Source organism: Sinorhizobium sp. P24N7 (genome assembly GCF_042436655.1).
GTDB lineage: Bacteria > Pseudomonadota > Alphaproteobacteria > Rhizobiales > Rhizobiaceae > Sinorhizobium > Sinorhizobium meliloti_A.
The window spans coordinates 13,066-31,968 of sequence record NZ_JBHMIW010000030.1; the positions used below are offsets into that span (position 1 = coordinate 13,066).

Sequence of the window (18,903 nt, forward strand, 5' to 3'; positions counted from 1 at the left end):
CAATGGCAAATTCAGCCGCGCTTCCGAATGCAAATTCACTCGGCGGCCGCGCGCGTTGAATCGCCCGCGTCCGGGGCATTGGCGTCGCCCGGAGCCGTTTCCTTGCCGAGATCCGGGAAAGCGACGATGCGCTTGCCGGAGAAATCCGCATGCACCACGACAAGCCCCTGCTCTTCGAAATAACCGAGCAATCGCCGTGCGCGACGGGCCGAATGCGTTCCGTAGGCGCGGGCAATCATAGCGTCCGACGGACAAGGCAGCCCGCGCAGGGCCGCCTGTGCCAGCATCAGGAAGACTGCCTGCAGGTCTTCCGTCACCCGGTCGGCCAGCCCAAGCGCCGAGGCCCAATCCTCGCTTTCCGCCGTCTCGGCATCGATGCCCGATCGGGCGACGGCCATCTTGCGGCGGAATGCGCTCAAGGAGAGCGCGGGTCCGGGGACGCGGCGAATGCGGCAGCGAACGAGAAAGTCCTGGTAGAGCTCAGCATCGGGCCTGAACGCGGCTTCCGGATTTGCGACGATTTCGGCAAAGAGGCTGCCGATCAGCGCCTCCCGCTCCTCCGCCGAGATTTCCGGTTGCACCGGCTTGGCTTCCACGGGCGCTGCGGGCTCGGGCCTTGGCCGCGACAGCTCCGCGAGAATATCGCTCGCGGGGCGCGGCTGCGGCGCTGTGCGGCGGACAACCGGGCGGGTGAATTCCTCCGGGTCGGGCGTGAAGATCAGGTCCGCCACGTCCTGCGGCGCTTCGGGCAGCGGCATCAGCTTCGGGCTCATCGACCGTGCCGAGGTCTCGACCGAACCGATCGTCACCCTCAACGGCCGGCGGGAAAGCGCGGGACCGAGCGCCACGAATGAGCCGCGCTTCAGGTCGCGAAACATCTCGGCGGTGCGCCGGTCCATGCCGAGCAGATCGGCGGCGCGCAGCATATCGATGTCGAGGAAGGTGCGTCCCATCAGGAAGTTCGAGGCCTCTGCCGCCACGTTCTTGGCGAGCTTGGCGAGGCGCTGCGTGGCGATGACGCCGGCAAGCCCGCGCTTACGGCCGCGGCACATGAGATTGGTCATTGCGCCGAGCGAGACCTTGCGTATTTCCTCCGAAACGTCGCCGCCGACGGACGGTGCGAACATCTGCGCCTCGTCGACGACCACCAGAACGGGATACCAATATTCCCGGTCCGCATCGAACATTGCATTCAGAAACACGCCGGCGCTGCGCATCTGCTGCTCGACATCCAGCCCTTCGAGCGAAAGCACGCAGGAAACGCGGTACTGGCGGATGCGGGTGGCGATGCCGATGAGCTCCGCATCGGTACGCTCCCCCTCGATCACCACATGGCCGAACTTGTCGGCAAGCGTGACGAAATCGCCTTCCGGATCGATGATGCACTGCTGCACCCAAGGCGCGGATTGTTCCAGCAGACGGCGGAGCAGATGCGACTTGCCGGAGCCGGAATTGCCCTGCACGAGAAGACGCGTCGCCAGAAGCTCTTCGATATCGAGCGAGGCCGAAGTCCCTTCGGACGTCGTTCCCATGTCGATGCCGACTTTCATCCTTACCTCTTCGTGACGGGTTGATTCGCGGCCGCGGACGGGTCGCCAAAACGGGCAACACCTAGCATGGATCGCGCTCGAACGTGCCGCCGATTATGGAAACCCACAGGGAATAGTTGGCGCTCGAATGCCGCTCTCGGACATGCGCAGCAATGTCGTGCGCCGATTCAGGTGACCGCTTCGCGCCTGTCCGCAGTTGCGGCAGCGGCAACGCTCAAGCCGAAGCCTTGCATCAGACGGCGTGTCGCGAAATCGGGATTGCCCGATGTGAAGATCGCCGGGTCCTCGCCGTTCAATGGCTCGAACCCGTTCGGCAGCGGCACCAGCGAGCGAGCCCGCCTCGCGATCGCTTCGGCCGGATCCAGCCAGTCTACCGGCCAGGGCGCCAGCCGGCGGAAAACATTGGCCATGAAAGGATAGTGCGTGCAGGCCAGCACGACGATATCGGTTCTCTTTCCCTCCGCCTCCACGAAGCAGGGCGCGATCTCGGCGAGAACCGCCTCGTCACCCAATGCGTCGCCGCGAATATAGGCTTCCGCCATGCGCGCGAGGTTCTCCGAACCGACCAGTCTGACGTGACATTGCGAGGCGAAGGACTGGATGAGATCGCGGGTGTAGGCGCGCTTCACGGTTCCCGGAGTCGCAAGCACCGACACGAGGCCGGAACGGGTGCGCTCGGCCGCAGGCTTGATGGCCGGAACGGTGCCGACGAAGGTCATCTGCGGATAGGCGGCGCGCAGATCCGCGCCGACGAGCGTGAATGCCGTATTGCAGGCGATGATGCAGATTTCCGGATCATGCTCGGCAAGCAGCCCACCGAATAGAGCGATCACCCGCTCCTTCAGAGCGCCCTCCTCCCAGCCACCATAGGGAAAACCGGCATCGTCGGCGACGTAGATGAAATGCCGCTCCGGCATCAGCACGCGCGCCTCGCGCAGCACCGTCAGGCCACCGATCCCGCTGTCGAAGACGAGAATGGGCTTCAGCTCAGTCTTTGTCACCGCCGCTCTGTTCTTTCCTGCTATGCCCGGGCGGAGCTGCGGAGCCACGCGGATTTTCGCGCGTGAAACGGTCGAGCGAAGAAATGACGCCGCGCAGCACCTGGATTTCCGATTCGGTAAAGGATGGTCTGGTCAGAACCGCGCGCAGATTCTCGACCAATTTCGGCTTTTTGTCGGCGGAACGGAAATAGTTGCGCGCGTCGAGTGCCTCTTCCAGATGCTCGCAGAGCCCATGCAACTGCTCCTTCGTCGCCGGGCGCTGCTGGCTCGCCTGGAAAGATGTCTCGTCCTCGGAGGTCATGCCGGTCTTCAGCCACTCATAGGACATGAGCAGCACTGCCTGGGCGAGGTTCAGCGAAGCGAAGGCGGGATTGACCGGGAAGGTCACGATCTCGTCGGCAAGCGCGACCTCGGCATTGGTCAGTCCGGTGCGCTCGCGGCCGAAAATGATGCCGACCTTCTCGCCCTCCTTGAACCGGTGACGGAGTTCCCGGGCGGCGACGATCGGCGAGCGCACGGGTTTGAAGCCGTCGCGGTCGCGCGCGGTGGTCGCGTAGACGAAATTGAGGTCGGCGAGCGCCTCTTCGAGCGTGTCGTAAAGCTTGGCGCCGTCGATCACGTGATCGGCGCGGCTGGCGGCGGAGCGTGCCTTTTCACTCGGCCAGCCATCGCGCGGGCTGACGAGGCGCAGTTCGGACAGGCCGAAATTCGCCATGGCGCGCGCCACCATGCCGATATTCTCGCCGAGCTGGGGAAAGGCGAGAATGATCGCCGGACCTTCCGTCAAAAGTTCGCGTTCGCTGTTTGTGCCTGCCATCGCCTGTGTGCCTTCTGTTCGGCGCTTCCCTCGCATATATGGAGGCGGATTTAAAGCCCGCGCTCCTGCCCGGCGGGCCGCACGCGCGGCGAATGAAGACGCTCGAGCGAAACGGCAACCATCTCCAGTCCAAGGCCTGCGTCGTCGCGCGATACCGGCAGATGACGCTCGACCGGCGCAGCGACGCTCCGGGACCGGTAGAAATAGTCCGCTCCGGTTTCGCGCACCTTGCTTGCGAGCTTCAGATTTTCCGCGATCTGCGCCGCGCAGTCATCCGGGCTTTCCGCGGCCTGCGACATCTTTCGCGCGAATATGCGCGCCCAATAGGTGCAGCCCATGAACACCGCCAGGGTCTGGCGCACATGCCCCGGGCGGGTGACGAGCTGCCAGGAGACGCCGAGGGGTTTGGCGGCAGCGGCCAGGTCCCTGTAGGCGCGGTCGAGCGACTGTGACCGGCTGACGAGATCAAGGCCTGACGTTCCCCTCCTTGCCTCCTCCAGCAATTCGGCGAGCTTGTCGCACCAGTTTCTGATCGCCCCATCGAGCGTCGTGCGGGTCTTCGTCGGAAACACGACGAAAGCCACCGCCGCGCCGGCGATTGAGCCGACAAGGGTCTCCTCGAGACGTAGCTCCAGAAGCTGCGGCGTCAAAACGCCGAGCAGGCTGTAGGCGAGAGAGAGGACGACCGAGACGAAGAAAGTCATGCTCGCGTAGGAGACCGGGAGGAAATAGAAGGCCAGAAAGATGCAGGCCGCACCCAGGGGCAGGACTATATAGACAGTCCCGCCGATCGCGCTTGCCGCCGCAAGTCCGACGACGATGCCCGCCAATGTGCCGGCCGACCGCTGCAAAGCCTTCACTGCGGTATCACCCCGGGAGCGCGTATTGGTGAAGACGAGGAACGCAGCGAGAACCGCCCAGAACCAGCGCTCGCGTGAAAGCATCAGGCCGAACACCATTGCGATGCCCGAGGCGAGGGTAATCTGGATCGCGCTCCGTAAAGCCGGGTCGGCCATGGAAAAGCGAGCCACTGCCGCCAAGGGCACAGGAGATGGCACCGGATGCGGTTCATCGAGGTCGGCCTCCTTGAGGGCGCCCAGACTGCGATCGAGGCGATCTCGAACCGTATGAAGCCAAAGCAGAGCCCTGGCCGCCTCGAACTGCCTGACATTCGCCTCGCCCAGCGACTGCATTCCCCGTTCTATCTCGTCCGCATTTTTCGCCAGGGCTGCGTCGACAACTATCGCAGGCGGCATTGCCTGAAGGCTGAGCACGATCACGCTCTCGGCCGCAAGATGAATGTCGAAGAGCCCGATGGCGAGGTCCGCAGAGACGACGCCGGGTTCCGGCGCCGGGCGACGGTTGTCCGTCGCAATGAAGCTCTCCGCCATCAGCACAGCTTCCTTCAACCTCTCCTCCAGCGCGTGCAGCCTGCGGCGATCGGCAGCCTTGAGAATGGGCCTGCGCGCAGCCGCTGCGATCTCATGAAGGATTTCATCCACCCTCTGCTGGACGCTCGCGATCGCCCTCAGGAGATCACGGTAGCGGTCGTCCGGAAGAAGGACGGTTCGGACAAGATGCGCGGTCGCCGCCGAGATCCCGGCACCGAGAACCAGCGCCGGCAACTGATCCAGCGACGGGCGCAGATAGGCTCCGGTGAAATAGGACATGAAGGCGAACATGCCGACGGCGAACCACCGCTGACCGAAGGCGCGGCCATAGACGGCTACGAAGATCACCACGAGAAAAACGAGATCGGAAACGTGCCGGTAGCGTTCCAGCGTAGAGGCGAGCGTGACCATCGCAACGCCCGTGACGACCGCCAGAATACGCGTGACCAGTTGTTCCGAGGCTGTCCGGTCGCGAACCGCCAGGCCGCCTTCGATCGAAAGCGTTATCGCAAGCCCATAGGCGGCCGGCGGCAGCGGTGTGGCGATGAAATGGAAGGCGATCAGCAGAGCAACCGAGATCACCACCGTCGCCGTTATGCGGGACGCCTGCCGCAGCCGGGAAAAGGCCGGATCATTGGCCAGCAGCCAGTCCCGGAAGCGAAGCCTGAACGTCATGGCGCCTCTGCCTATCCGCACGCCCGCAGCGTGCAGCGTTTGTGGGATGACGACGCGCAAAAACAGTTGAAGCACGCCGCCGCTCGATTTCTGAAATAGCCTTTCGCGCGGTCTTTTCAAAGACGTGAGGTGACCGGCCCCCGGTCTGAAGACCGGGCGCGACCGGCCGATTCCGAGCTCGCCGCCTTGGTCCAAAGTTTCGGCCAAGCATGCTTTGCCTTGCTGCCTCACAGTGCTATAGGGCTCTGGATTTCTCCCACCGTCGGAATGCCGCACGCGGTGTTCCGCAAGCTACGAGGCATATCAATGGCAAAGATCAAGGTCGCCAATCCGGTCGTCGAACTCGACGGCGACGAGATGACCCGCATCATCTGGCAGTTCATCAAGGACAAGCTGATCCATCCTTATCTCGACCTCGATCTCGAATATTACGACCTCGGCGTCGAAAACCGTGATGCAACTGACGACCAGGTGACGATCGACGCCGCAAACGCCATCAAGAAACACGGTGTCGGGGTCAAATGCGCCACGATCACGCCGGACGAAGGCCGCGTCGAGGAGTTCAAGCTGAAGAAGATGTGGAAGTCGCCGAACGGCACGATCCGCAACATCCTCGGCGGCGTCATCTTCCGCGAGCCGATCATCTGCAAGAACGTGCCGCGCCTCGTTCCCGGCTGGACCAAGCCGATCATCGTCGGCCGCCACGCCTTCGGCGATCAGTACCGCGCAACCGATTTCAAATTCCCGGGCAAGGGCAAGCTCTCGATCAAGTTCGTCGGCGAAGACGGCCAGACGATCGAGCATGACGTTTACGACGCGCCGGGCGCCGGCGTGGCACTCGCCATGTACAACCTGGACGAATCGATCACCGAATTCGCGCGCGCCTCGTTCAACTACGGCCTGCAGCGCAAGGTTCCGGTCTACCTTTCGACCAAGAACACGATCCTGAAGGCCTATGACGGTCGCTTCAAGGATATCTTCCAGAAGGTGTTCGACGAGGAATTCGCCGCCCAGTTCAAGGCCGAGAAGCTCTGGTACGAACACCGCCTGATCGACGACATGGTCGCCTCGGCGCTGAAGTGGTCCGGCGGCTATGTCTGGGCGTGCAAGAACTATGACGGCGACGTGCAGTCCGACATCGTCGCGCAGGGCTTCGGCTCGCTCGGCCTGATGACCTCGGTGCTGATGACGCCGGACGGAAAGACGGTCGAGGCGGAAGCCGCCCACGGTACGGTGACGCGCCACTACCGCCAGCACCAGAAAGGCGAAGAAACCTCGACCAACTCGATCGCCTCGATCTTCGCCTGGACCCGCGGCCTCGCCCACCGCGCCAAGCTCGACGGCAACGCCGAACTCGCGAAGTTTTCCGAAACGCTGGAGCGCGTCTGCGTCGATACGGTCGAATCGGGCTTCATGACCAAGGACTTGGCACTCCTCATCGGCCCCGACCAGCCCTGGCTGTCGACCACCGGCTTCCTCGACAAGATCGACGAGAACCTCAGGAAGGCAATGGCCGCCTAAACGGCCAGCCCGACTACCACAACTGCGAAACCCGGCCTTGTGCCGGGTTTCTTGCTTCAATGGTACGAGCAAAATGGAGCCGCATTACTTGAGCGGCAGATAGATTTCCGTAAGCAGCTCGGTCGGGGCCACCTCGCGCGGGTTGTTCAGATATTTCTCGAACATGACGCAGTCGCGGATTTCGCGGCCGGAGTTCGGAAGCCAGGTCCCATAAAGCCATCGATAGGCCTTCGGCATGTCGGCATAGGGGCCTTTGTGCCGCAGCACGGCATAGTGCCCGCCCTCGATTTTTTGGGGCGTCAGCGGCGCCTCGGCCGCGTGCTCGCCGTTGACCGTCACGCAGGCGAAGGATCGGAGCTTATCCGTCTCCACGAGTTCCGGGTCATCCAGGTAGATTCCGACCATCTCCATGTCCGGCCGAAAGAGGCCGCGTGCAAAAAGGGTACCGTAAAGCGTTTCGAACGCCTCGCCGATACCCATGTAGGAACCGGAATGGGCGACACCCGCCAGGGTCAGAGGCTCTATCGTCCTCAAGTCAACATCGTACATGACAGCATTTCCTTCCGTAGAGGCGGCTTCAAAGGCCCTGTGGCTCCCCTCCTTCCTGTAGCGCGCCGGCGGAAGGCCATAGACGGCCTTGAAGGTGCGGTTGAAGGATTGAACATTCGGGTAGCCGGAGCGTCGCGCGATCGCTTCGACGGAAAGATCGGTCTGGACGAGCTCTGCCGCCGCGCGCTGCAGCCGCAATCTCTTGACGGTCGCCGCCAATGTCTCGCCATTTACCGCCCGGTAGATGCGATGCCAGTGGTGCGGCGAAAGACATGCGATCTCCGACAACCGGCCGAGATCCAGTTCTTCATCGAGATGCCCGTAGATATAGGCCGAGACGCGATGAAGCCGCCTCTCATATGTAGCCCATGCACCGCCCGTCATATCGAACCTTCCGCGCTTCGCTCGATCGCCTTCAAACCACGGATCGATTTGACAAATCCTGCTGACCTAAGTGCTGCCCGCTCCGCTTGTGCGGCAATGCGACTCAGATAGGCTGACAATGCCCGGCGCGCAGGATCCTGCAAACGTGGCGGATCTCGAAGGTTTCTCCGATGCCCGATTCTCTTATCCCGAAAACAGTCAGCGTGATCGCCGAGGGATACGGCCGCACCAGGCTGAAAGCGGACGCCCTGGCCGGCCTGACGGTCGCCATCGTCGCCTTGCCGCTTTCGATGGCCATCGCCATCGCCTCCGGCGTAACACCCGATCGCGGCCTCTATACCGCAATCGTCGGCGGCTTCCTCGTCTCACTCCTCGGCGGCAGCCGGGTCCAAATCGGCGGTCCGGCGGGTGCCTTCATCGTTCTCGTCGCCGCGACCGGTGCCCGGCACGGCATCGACGGCCTGCTGCTTGCGACTGCCATGGCTGGCATCATGCTCGTTGCCGCCGGCTACTTGCGCCTCGGACAGTACATCAAATTCATCCCCTACCCCGTCACAGTCGGCTTCACGGCAGGGATTGCCGTGATCATCTTCGCCAGCCAGTTGCGCGACCTTTTCGGCCTGACGCTTTCGGGTAGCGAACCCGGGCCGATCGTCGAAAAGACCGTGGCACTCGGCCGGGCTGCCGACACGGTCAATTGGGCGGCAGTGGTGACCGCCACCCTCACGATCGGCATCATTCTCGCGCTGCGCCGATCGAGGCCGCATTGGCCCGGCATGCTGATTGCCGTTGGTGCCGCATCGGTGCTCGTCGCCGCCTTGTCTTTGCCGACGGACACGATCGGCAGCCGTTTCGGCGGTATTCCGCGCGGCCTCCCGCTTCCGACCTTGCCGCCGCTCTCCCTTGAGAAAGCCGTTGCGGTGTTTCCGGACGCGGTCTCGTTGGCTCTTCTCGGCGCGATCGAGTCACTGCTTTCGGCCGTGGTGGCCGATGGCATGACGGGACGCAGACATAGATCCAGCATGGAGTTGATTGCTCAGGGAGTCGCCAATTTAGGTTCGGCGCTCTTCGGCGGCATCTGCGTCACCGGCACCATTGCCCGCACGGCAACCAACGTTCGCGCCGGAGGCACCAGCCCCGTTTCTGGCATGCTGCATTCGGTCTTTCTCCTTCTCTTCATGCTGCTTGCCGCACCGCTCGCAAGCTATATCCCACTCGCTTCCCTCGCCGGCGTGCTTGCAGTCGTTGCCTGGAACATGATCGAGAAGCCGGCCTTCATGGCGCTCTTGCGGTCGTCCTACGGTGATGCCGTCGTGCTGCTCGCGACGTTTTTCATCGTTGTCTTTCGCGAATTGACAGAAGGGATAGTGATCGGAGTCGCGCTCGGCGCCCTCCTGTTCATCAATCGAATGGCGAAAAGCATTTCGGTCGGTGAAATGAAGTCGCTCGAGCTGCTGCAAGCGGGGAACGGCAACGAAGAGCACCCCGTCATCGGCGATGATCCCGAAACGGTGATCTATCGGATTGCAGGCGTCTTCTTCTTCGGATCGGCAGCCACCGTTGCCGCGGTGCTCGATCGGATCGCCGATCAGCGCCGCAACTTCATTCTCGATTGCTCGGAAATCCCCTTCATGGATTCTACCGCCGCGAACATCATCGAAGGGACGTTGCGCAAGGCGGAGAGGATCGGCGTGCGCGTCATTATCGTCGGTGCCAATACGCAGGTTCGTCGCGCCTTGTATCAACACCACGTGCGTCCACCGCGTGTCTTGATGCGCGCCTCGGTTCCGGCGGCACTCGACACAATCCGCAGCGAACGGCGCACATGAAAAAGGGCGCCGCAGCGCCCATTATTCGTCTTTTCGCACCACGCCGCTCACCCGGCCAACGCTACTGCGACCGCCTCGATCGCCTCCGCTGCACGTCCGCCGTCCGGACCGCCGGCCTGGGCCATGTCGGGCCGCCCGCCGCCGCCCTTGCCGCCGAGCGCAGCCGAAGCGACGCGCACCAGATCCACGGCGCTGACTTTCGAAGTGAGGTCGTCGGTGACCGCCACCACGGCGCTCGCCTTGCCGTCGCCGCTGACGCCCACGAAGGCGACCACGCCCGAACCGAGCGTCTTCTTGCCGTCGTCCGCAAGGCTCTTCAGGTCCTTCGGCTCGACGCCGGATACCACCCTGCCGAGGAACCGGACGCCGCCGATCTCGCGGGCGGCATCCCCGGAGCCGTTCTGACCGTCACCCGCGAGCGCGAGTTTCTTCTTCGCCTCGGTAAGTTCCCGTTCCAGCTTGCGGCGCTCGTCGAGCAGCGCCTCGACGCGCCCGAGGACATCCGAGGGCTGGACCTTCAGGGCAGATGCCAACGTCTTGACCCGCTCATCCTGTTCGTTGAGATAGGCTCGCGCGGCCTCACCGGTCAGCGCCTCCACCCGGCGCACGCCGGCGCCGACAGCGCTTTCCGAGACGACGCGAACGAGGCCGATATCGCCCGTAGCGGACACATGCGTACCGCCACAGAGCTCGACCGAATAGGGCCTGCCGGCTTTGGAGCCGCGAAGGCCCTGCCCCATGGACACGACCCGCACCTCGTCGCCGTATTTCTCGCCGAAGAGCGCCATGGCGCCCTCGGCGATCGCATCGTCGACGCTCATCAGCCGTGTGACGACCGGCGTGTTCTGGACGATGATCTCGTTCGCCATCTCCTCGACGATCTTCAGCTCCTCCGCCGTCATCGGCTTCGGATGCGAGACGTCGAAGCGCAAGCGCTCAGGCGCGACGAGCGAGCCCTTCTGGGCAACATGGGTACCGAGGACCTCGCGCAGCGCCTCGTGCAACAGATGCGTCGCGGAATGGTTGGCGCGCAGCCGCGCACGGCGCGCATGGTCGACCGTCAGGGCAGCCGCTTCGCCGGTCTTCACGCTGCCTTCCTCCACGGTGCAATAGTGGACGAAGAGCCCTTCGCCACGTTTCTGCGTGTCAGTCACAGTAAGCTTGCCGGTCTCGGTGGTGATGGCGCCGGTGTCACCCACCTGGCCGCCGGATTCGCCGTAGAAAGGCGTCTGGTTCAGAACCAGCTGCACGTTCTCGCCCTTGGTGGCCGCCTCGACGACGGCACCATCCCTGACGATCGCCTGAATGACCCCTTCGGCTGACTCGGTGTCGTAGCCGAGGAAGTCGGTCGCGCCGTGCTTATCCCTGAGCTCGAACCAGATGGTCTCGGTCGCGGCTTCGCCGGAGCCGGCCCAGTTGGCGCGGGCCTCGGCCTTCTGCCGCTGCATGGCGGCCGTAAATGCGTCCGTATCGACGCCGATGCCCTTGGCGCGCAGCGCGTCCTGGGTGAGGTCGAGCGGAAAACCGTAGGTGTCGTAGAGCTTGAACGCCGTCTCGCCGTTGAACTGGTCGCCTTCGGAAAGATCGGCCGAAGCCTCCGCCAAAAGGTTGAGGCCGCGCTCCAGGGTCTTGCGGAAGCGGGTTTCCTCCAGCTTCAGCGTTTCCGAGATTAGCGCTTCGGCGCGGACGAGTTCCGGGTAAGCGCGGCCCATCTGGCCCACGAGCGCCGGCAGGAGCTTCCACATCAGCGGATCCCGCGCGCCGAGCAACTGTGCGTGGCGCATGGCGCGGCGCATGATTCTGCGCAGAACGTAACCGCGGCCCTCGTTCGACGGCAGAACCCCATCGGCGATCAGGAACGCGGAGGAACGCAGATGATCGGCGATGACGCGATGGCTCGCGCGCCGGTCCCCCTCGGCCTTCACGCCGGTCGCCTCTTCGGAAGCCGCGATCAACGCGCGGAAAAGGTCGATGTCATAATTGTCGTGCTGGCCCTGGAGCACGGCGGCCACGCGCTCCAGCCCCATGCCCGTGTCGATCGAAGGCCGCGGCAGGTCGACGCGCTCTTCCTTGGTGATCTGCTCGTACTGCATGAAGACGAGGTTCCAGATCTCGATGAAGCGATCGCCGTCTTCCTCGGCCGAGCCGGGAGGTCCGCCCCAGATATGATCGCCGTGATCGTAGAATATTTCCGAGCACGGGCCGCATGGACCGGTGTCTCCCATGGCCCAGAAGTTGTCGCTCGTCGCGATGCGGATGATGCGATCGTCGCTCAGGCCGGCAATCTTCTTCCAAAGGCCGAAGGCCTCGTCGTCGGTATGGTACACCGTGACGAGCAGACGCTTGGCATCGAGCCCGTATTCCTTGGTGATCAGGTTCCAGGCAAGCTCGATCGCGCGCTCCTTGAAATAGTCGCCGAAGGAGAAATTGCCGAGCATCTCGAAGAAGGTGTGGTGACGGGCGGTGTAGCCGACATTGTCGAGGTCGTTATGCTTGCCGCCGGCGCGCACGCATTTCTGCGCCGTCGCCGCGGTCGAATAGGGTCGCTGCTCGAGGCCGGTGAACACATTCTTGAACTGCACCATGCCCGCATTGGTGAACATCAATGTCGGGTCGTTGCGCGGCACGAGTGGGCTGGACGGCACGACCTCGTGACCGTTCTTGCGGAAATAGTCGAGGAACATCGACCGGATTTCATTCACGCCGCTCATCTTGCGTCCTATCTGTGTACACTCCGGCGGCAGCCCGATCTCTCCAGGCTGCAAGCCGCACTTTTCAACCCCGCGCTTAGGCGCGTCGCATTCAATCACGTCACGCCTCCCGCCGGCCGAGCCGTCGGAACCACAGGCTTTTATCGTCCGCATTTCATGCTGTCCAGCGGGCAGCAAAAAACCGGCCGCGGGTGACGACGGCCGGCTTCGCATGCTTCAACCAGACGGTTGCTGCAGATTACATATCGGCGGCTTCGTCGCCGTCGCTTTCCGGCCCGCCATTCTCCAGGAACCGGTCGGCGATGAGACCGGCATTCTGCCGCAGAGCCGTCTCGATTTCACGCAACAGTTCGGGATTCTCCCGCAGGAAGAGCTTGGCGTTTTCCCGTCCCTGGCCGAGCCGCTGGCTGTTATAGGAAAACCAGGCGCCCGATTTCTCGACGATGCCCGCCTTGACGCCGAGATCGATCAATTCGCCCGTCTTCGAAACGCCTTCGCCATACATGATGTCGAACTCGACCTGCTTGAAGGGCGGTGCCATCTTGTTCTTGACGACCTTGACGCGGGTCTGGTTGCCGACGACTTCCTCGCGCTCCTTGACCGAGCCGATACGGCGAATGTCGAGGCGCACCGAGGCGTAGAACTTGAGCGCATTGCCGCCCGTCGTCGTTTCCGGCGAGCCGAACATCACGCCGATCTTCATGCGGATCTGGTTGATGAAGATCACCATGCAGTTTGACTTGGAGATCGATGCCGTAAGCTTGCGCAGCGCCTGGCTCATGAGGCGCGCCTGCATGCCCGGCAGACTGTCGCCCATCTCGCCCTCGATTTCGGCGCGCGGCACGAGTGCGGCCACCGAATCGATGACGAGAATGTCGATCGCACCCGAACGGACCAGCGTATCGGTGATTTCCAGCGCCTGCTCGCCCGTATCAGGCTGCGAAATCAGAAGATTTTCGAGATCCACCCCGAGCTTTCGCGCATAGACCGGATCGAGTGCGTGTTCGGCATCGACGAAGCCGCAGATGCCGCCCTTCTTCTGTGCCTCGGCAATGGTCTGCAGCGCCAGCGTGGTCTTGCCCGAGCTTTCCGGACCATAGATCTCGATGATGCGGCCTTTCGGCAGGCCGCCGATGCCGAGCGCGATGTCGAGGCCGAGCGAACCGGTGGAGACGGTTTCGATCTCAACTACGCTGTCCTTCGCTCCGAGCTTCATGATCGATCCCTTACCGAACGAACGTTCGATCTGGGAAAGAGCCGCTTCAAGTGCCTTGCTTTTGTCCACCGATTTGTCCTCTACGAGCCGCAAAGAATTTTGTGCCATTGGTCCACCTTTAGGTTATTGGAGCTATCGAGGCAATGAAGCCGCCGCAAGCCTTTTTGTACATGTTTTGTTCCAAATTGGCAATGGCACGTCAAGTAGTTGAAAATGCTCGGAATATTTCACTACGTTCGATTCTTGTTCACGCCTTTCGTCCACAGTATCCACAAGTTGCGCGTCAACGCATGCCGGCTTTCACGCGCCGCCCCGATTCGCTTCGTGATTCACGATGGATCAAAGCCGGACAAAGCCCTAAAAGGTAGTCCGAAACGATAGATCGGAATGCCGGCGGAAGAGAGACTTCGCCACCTTTTCTCCGCCCTTCATCGAGGACCAGATGCAAGCACAGGTGAAGTCGCAGAACATAGCCGTTTTTGGCGGCGCTCATATCGACCGGCGCGGCCGGATCAGCGGCGCGACGACACCGGGCGCGAGCAATCCGGGCACCTGGTTCGAGGAAGCCGGGGGCGGCGGCTTCAATGCAGCGAGAAATCTCGCGCGCCTCGGCCATCGCGTAACCATGATCAGCCCGCGGGGCGGCGATCCTGCCGGCGACACGGTGGCGGCCGCTGCGGAAGCTGCCGGTGTGATCGATCGCCCTTTTACCTTTCTCGATCGCAAGACGCCGAGCTATACGGCAATCCTGGAAAACGACGGCAACCTCGTCATCGCGCTCGCGGACATGGACCTCTATGCTTTGTTTACGCCGCGCCGGCTGCAGCAGCGGACCACGCGCGAGATTTTAGCGGCGAGCGAACTCGTGCTGATGGACGCCAATCTGCCGGAGGAGACGTTGACGGCGCTTGCCGGCACCGCCGCGAAGTTCAGCCCTCTCCGTGCCGGTATCGCCGTTTCTCCGGCAAAAGTGGTCCGCTACCGCGCGTGCCTCGACGGGCTCGATTTCCTGTTCATGAACGAGGCGGAGGCGCGCGCGCTGACCGGAACCGAGGCCGCAACCGCCGCGGAATGGCCGTTGCTGCTGCGCTCCGCCGGTCTTTCCGGCGGTGTCGTGACGCGCGGAGGCCGGGCCGCGGTCGCCTTCGACGGCAAGGGTGCCTGCCTCGCTACGCCGCCGGCTCTTTCAGCACTTGCCGACGTCACCGGCGCCGGCGATGCGCTCGCCTCGGGCTTTCTCGCCGCCCGGCTTGCCGGTGCGGATCTTGCCGCCTGCCTGCGCCGGGGCATGGCGGCCGCCGTCATAACGCTGCATTCGCCCTACGCTGCCTCCGAAGAGATGCTGCCTGACAAGCTGGAGCAAGTGCTGCGCCTTGTGCCGGAAGCGGAAATGCTGGCATGAGAATTGGCAGCTGAATGGGAGCCGGGTAGCGCGGAATGCGGGCGGTTCTTCCGCACCCTCTGCTCCAGGCACCGGAATCGATCAGGCACCCCCGATGCAATTTGCCGTCGGATGTCATCAATCAAGGAAACGATCATGACCAAACCCTCCTCCCCGTCCCTGCCGATGGAATATTCAGATGAAGTCGCGGCCGCCAAGCAACGAGGTGCGCCGATCGTCGCGCTGGAATCCACGATCATCACGCATGGCATGCCCTATCCCGGCAACCTCGACATGGCCCGCAGCGTCGAGACGATCATCCGCGAACAGGGTGCCGTGCCCGCGACCATCGCCGTAATCCATGGGGTCCTCCATATCGGTCTGGACGATGCCAAACTGGAGGCGCTGTCGAAGACGCAGGGCGCGATGAAACTTTCGCGCGCCGACCTCGCCTTCGCGATCGCCGAACGCCGCACCGGAGCCACGACCGTTGCCGCAACGATGATCGCCGCTGCCCGTGCGGGCATCCGGGTTTTTGCGACCGGCGGCATCGGCGGTGTTCACCGCGGAGCGGAGCAGAGCTTCGACATATCGGCGGACCTGGACGAACTCGCACGTACCGGCGTCATTGTCGTCTGTGCCGGCGCCAAGGCCATTCTGGACATTCCCAAGACGCTCGAAGTGCTCGAAACCCGCGGTGTCCCTGTCGTGACCTATGACAGCGAGAACTTCCCGGCCTTCTGGTCGCGTGAATCCGGCCTCAAGAGCCCGCTGATGCTGAACAGCCCGGCGGCAATCGCCAGTTTTCAGCGGACGCGCGAGTTGCTCGGGATCGACGGCGGAATGCTTGTCGCCAATCCGGTGCCGGAACAAAGCGAAATCCCGAGCGAGGAGATGGAGATCTACATCACCCGCGCACTCGACAATGCGGCGAGCGAGGGCATTTCCGGCAAGGCGGTCACACCGTATCTGCTCGACAACCTCTTCCGTTTGACGGACGGACGCAGCCTGGAAACCAATATCGCGCTGGTCGAGAACAATGCGCGGCTTGCCGCCGGGATCGCTGTCGCACTCGCTGCGAAGTAACCGCAGAAATGGAATAAAAAGGCGAAGGGGATCTGGCGCGCCGCCGTTTGCCCTTCTCCCTATCGAAATGGGGAAGATGCCGGCAAACGGCGAAGAGCACAGGTTCGGAGGAGAAACCTCGTCAGCTGTCGAGCATCTCGCGCACGGCGACCGCGAGTTGCTTCAGAGAGAAGGGCTTCGGCAGGAAGCCGAACTTCGCGTCGGCCGGCAGATTTCGCGCAAAAGCATCTTCGGCATAGCCGGATACGAAGATGAACTTCAGGTCCGGATACGTCTTGCGCAGCTCGCGCAGCAGCGTCGGCCCGTCCATCTCCGGCATCACGACGTCGGAGACGACGATATCGACGGCGCCTTCGAGTTCGTCCATGATCTCCAGCGCTTCGATACCCGATCCCGCTTCGTGAACCGTATAGCCGCGCGTCTCCAGCATGCGCTTGCCGCCGCGCCGGACCGCTTCCTCGTCCTCGACGAGCAGCACGACCGCCGAATCCCCGGTCAGGTCGGCAGGCTCGGCCCGAGGCATCGGCACCGCAACCGGTTCGCTCCTCGCCGGCGCCGCGGAATGCGTTGCGGACGCGTCCTCGTCCTGGATTTCGGGCACGTCGACATGCCGCGGCAGCAGGATGCGGAAGGTCGTACCGCTGCCGATCTCCGACTCGGGATAGATATAGCCGCCGGACTGCTTCACGATGCCGTAAACCATCGACAGTCCGAGCCCTGTGCCCTTACCGACATCCTTCGTGGTGAAGAAGGGCTCGAAGATCTTGTCCATGATTTCCGGCGGAATGCCGGTGCCCTGGTCGGACACCTCGACCATGACGAAGTCTTCCTCGGGCAGTTCGCGCCGTCCAAGCGCCGACACTTCGCTCGCCGGCAGATTGCGCGTCCTGAGCGTGATGATCCCGCCCGCAGGCATGGCGTCGCGGGCATTGACGGCGAGGTTCAGGAGCACCTGCTCGAACTGGCCGAGGTCGGTCTTCACCGGCCAGAGATCGCGGCCATAGTCGACCTCCACCTTGACGTTGGTGCCGGTCATGCGGTCGACGAGCATCCTGAGATCGCCGATGACGTCGGTGAGATTGAGCACCGTCGGACGCATCGTCTGCTTGCGCGAGAAGGCGAGCAGCTGCCGCACAAGCACGGCTGCCCGGTTGGCGTTACGCTTGATCTCCATCAGGTCCGCGAAGGTCGCATCCGCCGGCCGCGCCGATAGCAGCAGATGGTCGGCGGAAAGCAGGATGGCCGTCAGGACGTTGTTGAAATCATGGGCGATGCCGCCGGCGAGCGTTCCCACGGCATTCATCTTCTGCGTCTGCGCCATCTGGTTTTCGAGCGCCTTCTGCTCCGTGATCTCCAGAGCATAGATGATCGCAGCCTCCTCGGGCGCCTGATCGCTCTGGTCGATGACGGCATTGACGTAGAAGCGGAAGTGACGCCCATCATCCTTGGGATGAAGCGCGTCGATCGGGGCAATATCGCTCTGCCGGTCCTTCGCGGCAGCCAGCGACTCCTGCAGACGCCCTCTCTCGGATTGGTGCACCACGGCGTCGATCAGGGCCCCACGCTCGACCTCGTCCTGCGAAACGAGCCCGGCGAAGAGCTTCATGAACGGAGCGTTGGTTCGGAGAATGCGGCCGTCTCCATCTACCGAGGCGATCGCCATGGGCGTGTTGTTGAAGAAGCGGGTGAACCGCATCGCGGCATTCGACGCCGACTGATCGCCGTCGTCGCCTTCCCGCGACATCACGATCGTCCGGCTTTCGCCGGGCGCACCGTCCCGTGCCGAGGAAACGCGATGAATCAGGCGTACCGGCAGGCTCTGGCCGTTGGTCTTTCTGAGATCGAGGTCCAGGATCTTGGTTTTCTTGAGGCCGGGCTCCGCCTGTACCGATTGTACCAGCGCCAGCCCCTCGCCCGCGACGAGATCGGCAATGCTGACGGAGCCGGGCTGGAACTTGGTCAGGTCTATTCCGAGCCAATCGGCGAGCGTCGCGTTGATATAGAAGATCTCGCCCTTGCGCCCGGCGGAGAAGAAGCCCGCGGGTGCGTGGTCGAGATAGTCGATCGCGTTCTGCAGTTCCTTGAAGAAGCGCTCCTGCTCGTCGCGCTCCGCGGTAATATCCGCGATCTGCCACAAGTAGAGCGGATTGCTGTCGGCATCCTCGAGCGGCAATACCCGCGCCTTCAGCCGATACCAATGGGCGCCGGAACCGGCCACCTTGCCGTTTGCCAGAGGTTTCAGCAGCCGGAACTCCTCGTGTCCCTGCTTGCCCTCATGCAGACCGTTGGTCAGGCGATAGATCGCTTCGGTTGCCTCGCGGTTGCGCGACAGGATCGTTTCGAGCGACTGGATGCCTGCCGCACTCTTGGCGCCCGTCAGGGCACCATAGGCCGCGTTGGCATAGATGATGCGCCCCTTGCGGTCGGTCACGATCGTCCCGTCTTCATGCGCGTCGAGGAAGGCGCGCGCCAGTTCGTCCGGCCGCGATTGCGGCATCACTTCGATAAAGCCGATGACGGAAGAAACGAGGAAGAAGATGCCCACCATGGCCAGCACGCCGAGAATGCCGAGCACGATCTCGTTTTCGAGCTGGTCCTTGAAGACGACGAAAGCGGCAGCCGACGCGGTGAGGACGATCGCAAGCAGGATGATCCTGAGGATGGTTCCCGGACGAACGCCCCGGTCAACGACCGGCATCTGGTAGTCACCTGCCTGCCGCAATTTCGTCATCGGGTCCTCACCTGCTGCCGGGTCGCATCGAACGCGATCCGAGCGCTTGCAGTGCCGTACA

General features: G+C 63.1%; 12 protein-coding genes. 4 read left to right on the plus strand and 8 right to left on the minus strand.

Going from position 1 to position 18,903, the window contains the following annotated elements:
- Positions 1-35: 35 nt before the first annotated feature.
- From ACFHWW_RS33030 to ACFHWW_RS33045, 4 genes are all read right to left on the minus strand, one after another.
- Positions 36-1,550: a helicase HerA domain-containing protein gene (locus tag ACFHWW_RS33030; protein WP_379943530.1), complete on the minus strand. Its 1,515-nt coding sequence runs from the start codon at positions 1,548-1,550 to the stop codon at positions 36-38.
- Between the two features lie 167 nt (positions 1,551-1,717).
- Positions 1,718-2,551, minus strand: coding sequence for a glutamate racemase (gene murI, locus ACFHWW_RS33035; protein ID WP_379943532.1), 834 nt, complete (start codon positions 2,549-2,551; stop codon positions 1,718-1,720).
- Positions 2,538-3,368 (minus strand): RNA methyltransferase, encoded by an 831-nt coding sequence (locus tag ACFHWW_RS33040; RefSeq protein WP_379943534.1) that lies wholly within the window; start codon positions 3,366-3,368, stop codon positions 2,538-2,540. Before ACFHWW_RS33040 ends, murI begins: the two co-directional genes overlap by 14 nt.
- 50 nt (positions 3,369-3,418) lie before the next feature.
- Positions 3,419-5,434, minus strand: a complete 2,016-nt coding sequence (locus ACFHWW_RS33045) for an FUSC family protein (protein ID WP_379943536.1) — start codon at positions 5,432-5,434, stop codon at positions 3,419-3,421.
- Positions 5,435-5,740: 306 nt separating this feature from the next.
- Here ACFHWW_RS33045 and ACFHWW_RS33050 point away from each other — a divergent pair, with 306 nt between their 5' ends.
- Positions 5,741-6,955, plus strand: a complete 1,215-nt coding sequence (locus tag ACFHWW_RS33050; RefSeq protein WP_010969471.1) for an NADP-dependent isocitrate dehydrogenase — start codon at positions 5,741-5,743, stop codon at positions 6,953-6,955.
- 84 nt (positions 6,956-7,039) lie between these two features.
- On the opposite strand, the gene ACFHWW_RS33055 is transcribed toward ACFHWW_RS33050, so the two are convergent.
- Complete coding sequence (locus ACFHWW_RS33055) at positions 7,040-7,888, minus strand: AraC family transcriptional regulator (protein WP_338282913.1); 849 nt, start codon at positions 7,886-7,888, stop codon at positions 7,040-7,042.
- A gap of 170 nt (positions 7,889-8,058) precedes the next feature.
- Here ACFHWW_RS33055 and ACFHWW_RS33060 point away from each other — a divergent pair, with 170 nt between their 5' ends.
- The gene (locus ACFHWW_RS33060) at positions 8,059-9,717 is read left to right on the plus strand and encodes a SulP family inorganic anion transporter (protein WP_379943538.1); all 1,659 of its coding nucleotides are present in this window, start codon (positions 8,059-8,061) and stop codon (positions 9,715-9,717) included.
- Between the two features lie 47 nt (positions 9,718-9,764).
- Here the strand turns inward: ACFHWW_RS33060 and alaS are convergent, their stop codons facing one another.
- Together alaS and recA are read right to left on the minus strand one after the other, a co-directional pair.
- Complete coding sequence (alaS, locus tag ACFHWW_RS33065) at positions 9,765-12,428, minus strand: alanine--tRNA ligase (RefSeq protein WP_379943540.1); 2,664 nt, start codon at positions 12,426-12,428, stop codon at positions 9,765-9,767.
- A gap of 238 nt (positions 12,429-12,666) precedes the next feature.
- Entirely contained in the window at positions 12,667-13,752 is a 1,086-nt protein-coding gene (gene recA / locus ACFHWW_RS33070; protein ID WP_010969478.1) for a recombinase RecA, read from the minus strand.
- Positions 13,753-14,086: 334 nt separating this feature from the next.
- Here recA and ACFHWW_RS33075 point away from each other — a divergent pair, with 334 nt between their 5' ends.
- On the plus strand, positions 14,087-15,046 hold the full coding sequence (locus ACFHWW_RS33075) for a carbohydrate kinase family protein (RefSeq protein ID WP_379943542.1): 960 nt from the start codon (positions 14,087-14,089) through the stop codon (positions 15,044-15,046).
- 135 nt (positions 15,047-15,181) lie between these two features.
- Positions 15,182-16,111: a pseudouridine-5'-phosphate glycosidase gene (locus ACFHWW_RS33080; protein ID WP_379943544.1), complete on the plus strand. Its 930-nt coding sequence runs from the start codon at positions 15,182-15,184 to the stop codon at positions 16,109-16,111.
- A gap of 121 nt (positions 16,112-16,232) precedes the next feature.
- Here the strand turns inward: ACFHWW_RS33080 and cckA are convergent, their stop codons facing one another.
- Complete coding sequence (gene cckA / locus ACFHWW_RS33085) at positions 16,233-18,842, minus strand: cell cycle histidine kinase CckA (protein WP_379943546.1); 2,610 nt, start codon at positions 18,840-18,842, stop codon at positions 16,233-16,235.
- Between the last annotated feature and the right edge of the window lie 61 nt (positions 18,843-18,903).

What these genes read in the sequence shown, in the direction of transcription:
- alaS (WP_379943540.1), bottom strand. Translation starts at nt 12,428, where the DNA reads ATGAGCGGCGTGAATGAAATCCGGTCGATGTTCCTCGACTATTTCCGC.
- ACFHWW_RS33055 (WP_338282913.1), bottom strand. Translation starts at nt 7,888, where the DNA reads ATGACGGGCGGTGCATGGGCTACATATGAGAGGCGGCTTCATCGCGTC.
- cckA (WP_379943546.1), bottom strand. Translation starts at nt 18,842, where the DNA reads ATGACGAAATTGCGGCAGGCAGGTGACTACCAGATGCCGGTCGTTGAC.
- recA (WP_010969478.1), bottom strand. Translation starts at nt 13,752, where the DNA reads ATGGCACAAAATTCTTTGCGGCTCGTAGAGGACAAATCGGTGGACAAA.
- ACFHWW_RS33050 (WP_010969471.1), top strand. Translation starts at nt 5,741, where the DNA reads ATGGCAAAGATCAAGGTCGCCAATCCGGTCGTCGAACTCGACGGCGAC.
- ACFHWW_RS33040 (WP_379943534.1), bottom strand. Translation starts at nt 3,368, where the DNA reads ATGGCAGGCACAAACAGCGAACGCGAACTTTTGACGGAAGGTCCGGCG.
- ACFHWW_RS33075 (WP_379943542.1), top strand. Translation starts at nt 14,087, where the DNA reads ATGCAAGCACAGGTGAAGTCGCAGAACATAGCCGTTTTTGGCGGCGCT.
- ACFHWW_RS33030 (WP_379943530.1), bottom strand. Translation starts at nt 1,550, where the DNA reads ATGAAAGTCGGCATCGACATGGGAACGACGTCCGAAGGGACTTCGGCC.
- ACFHWW_RS33045 (WP_379943536.1), bottom strand. Translation starts at nt 5,434, where the DNA reads ATGACGTTCAGGCTTCGCTTCCGGGACTGGCTGCTGGCCAATGATCCG.
- ACFHWW_RS33080 (WP_379943544.1), top strand. Translation starts at nt 15,182, where the DNA reads ATGACCAAACCCTCCTCCCCGTCCCTGCCGATGGAATATTCAGATGAA.
- ACFHWW_RS33060 (WP_379943538.1), top strand. Translation starts at nt 8,059, where the DNA reads ATGCCCGATTCTCTTATCCCGAAAACAGTCAGCGTGATCGCCGAGGGA.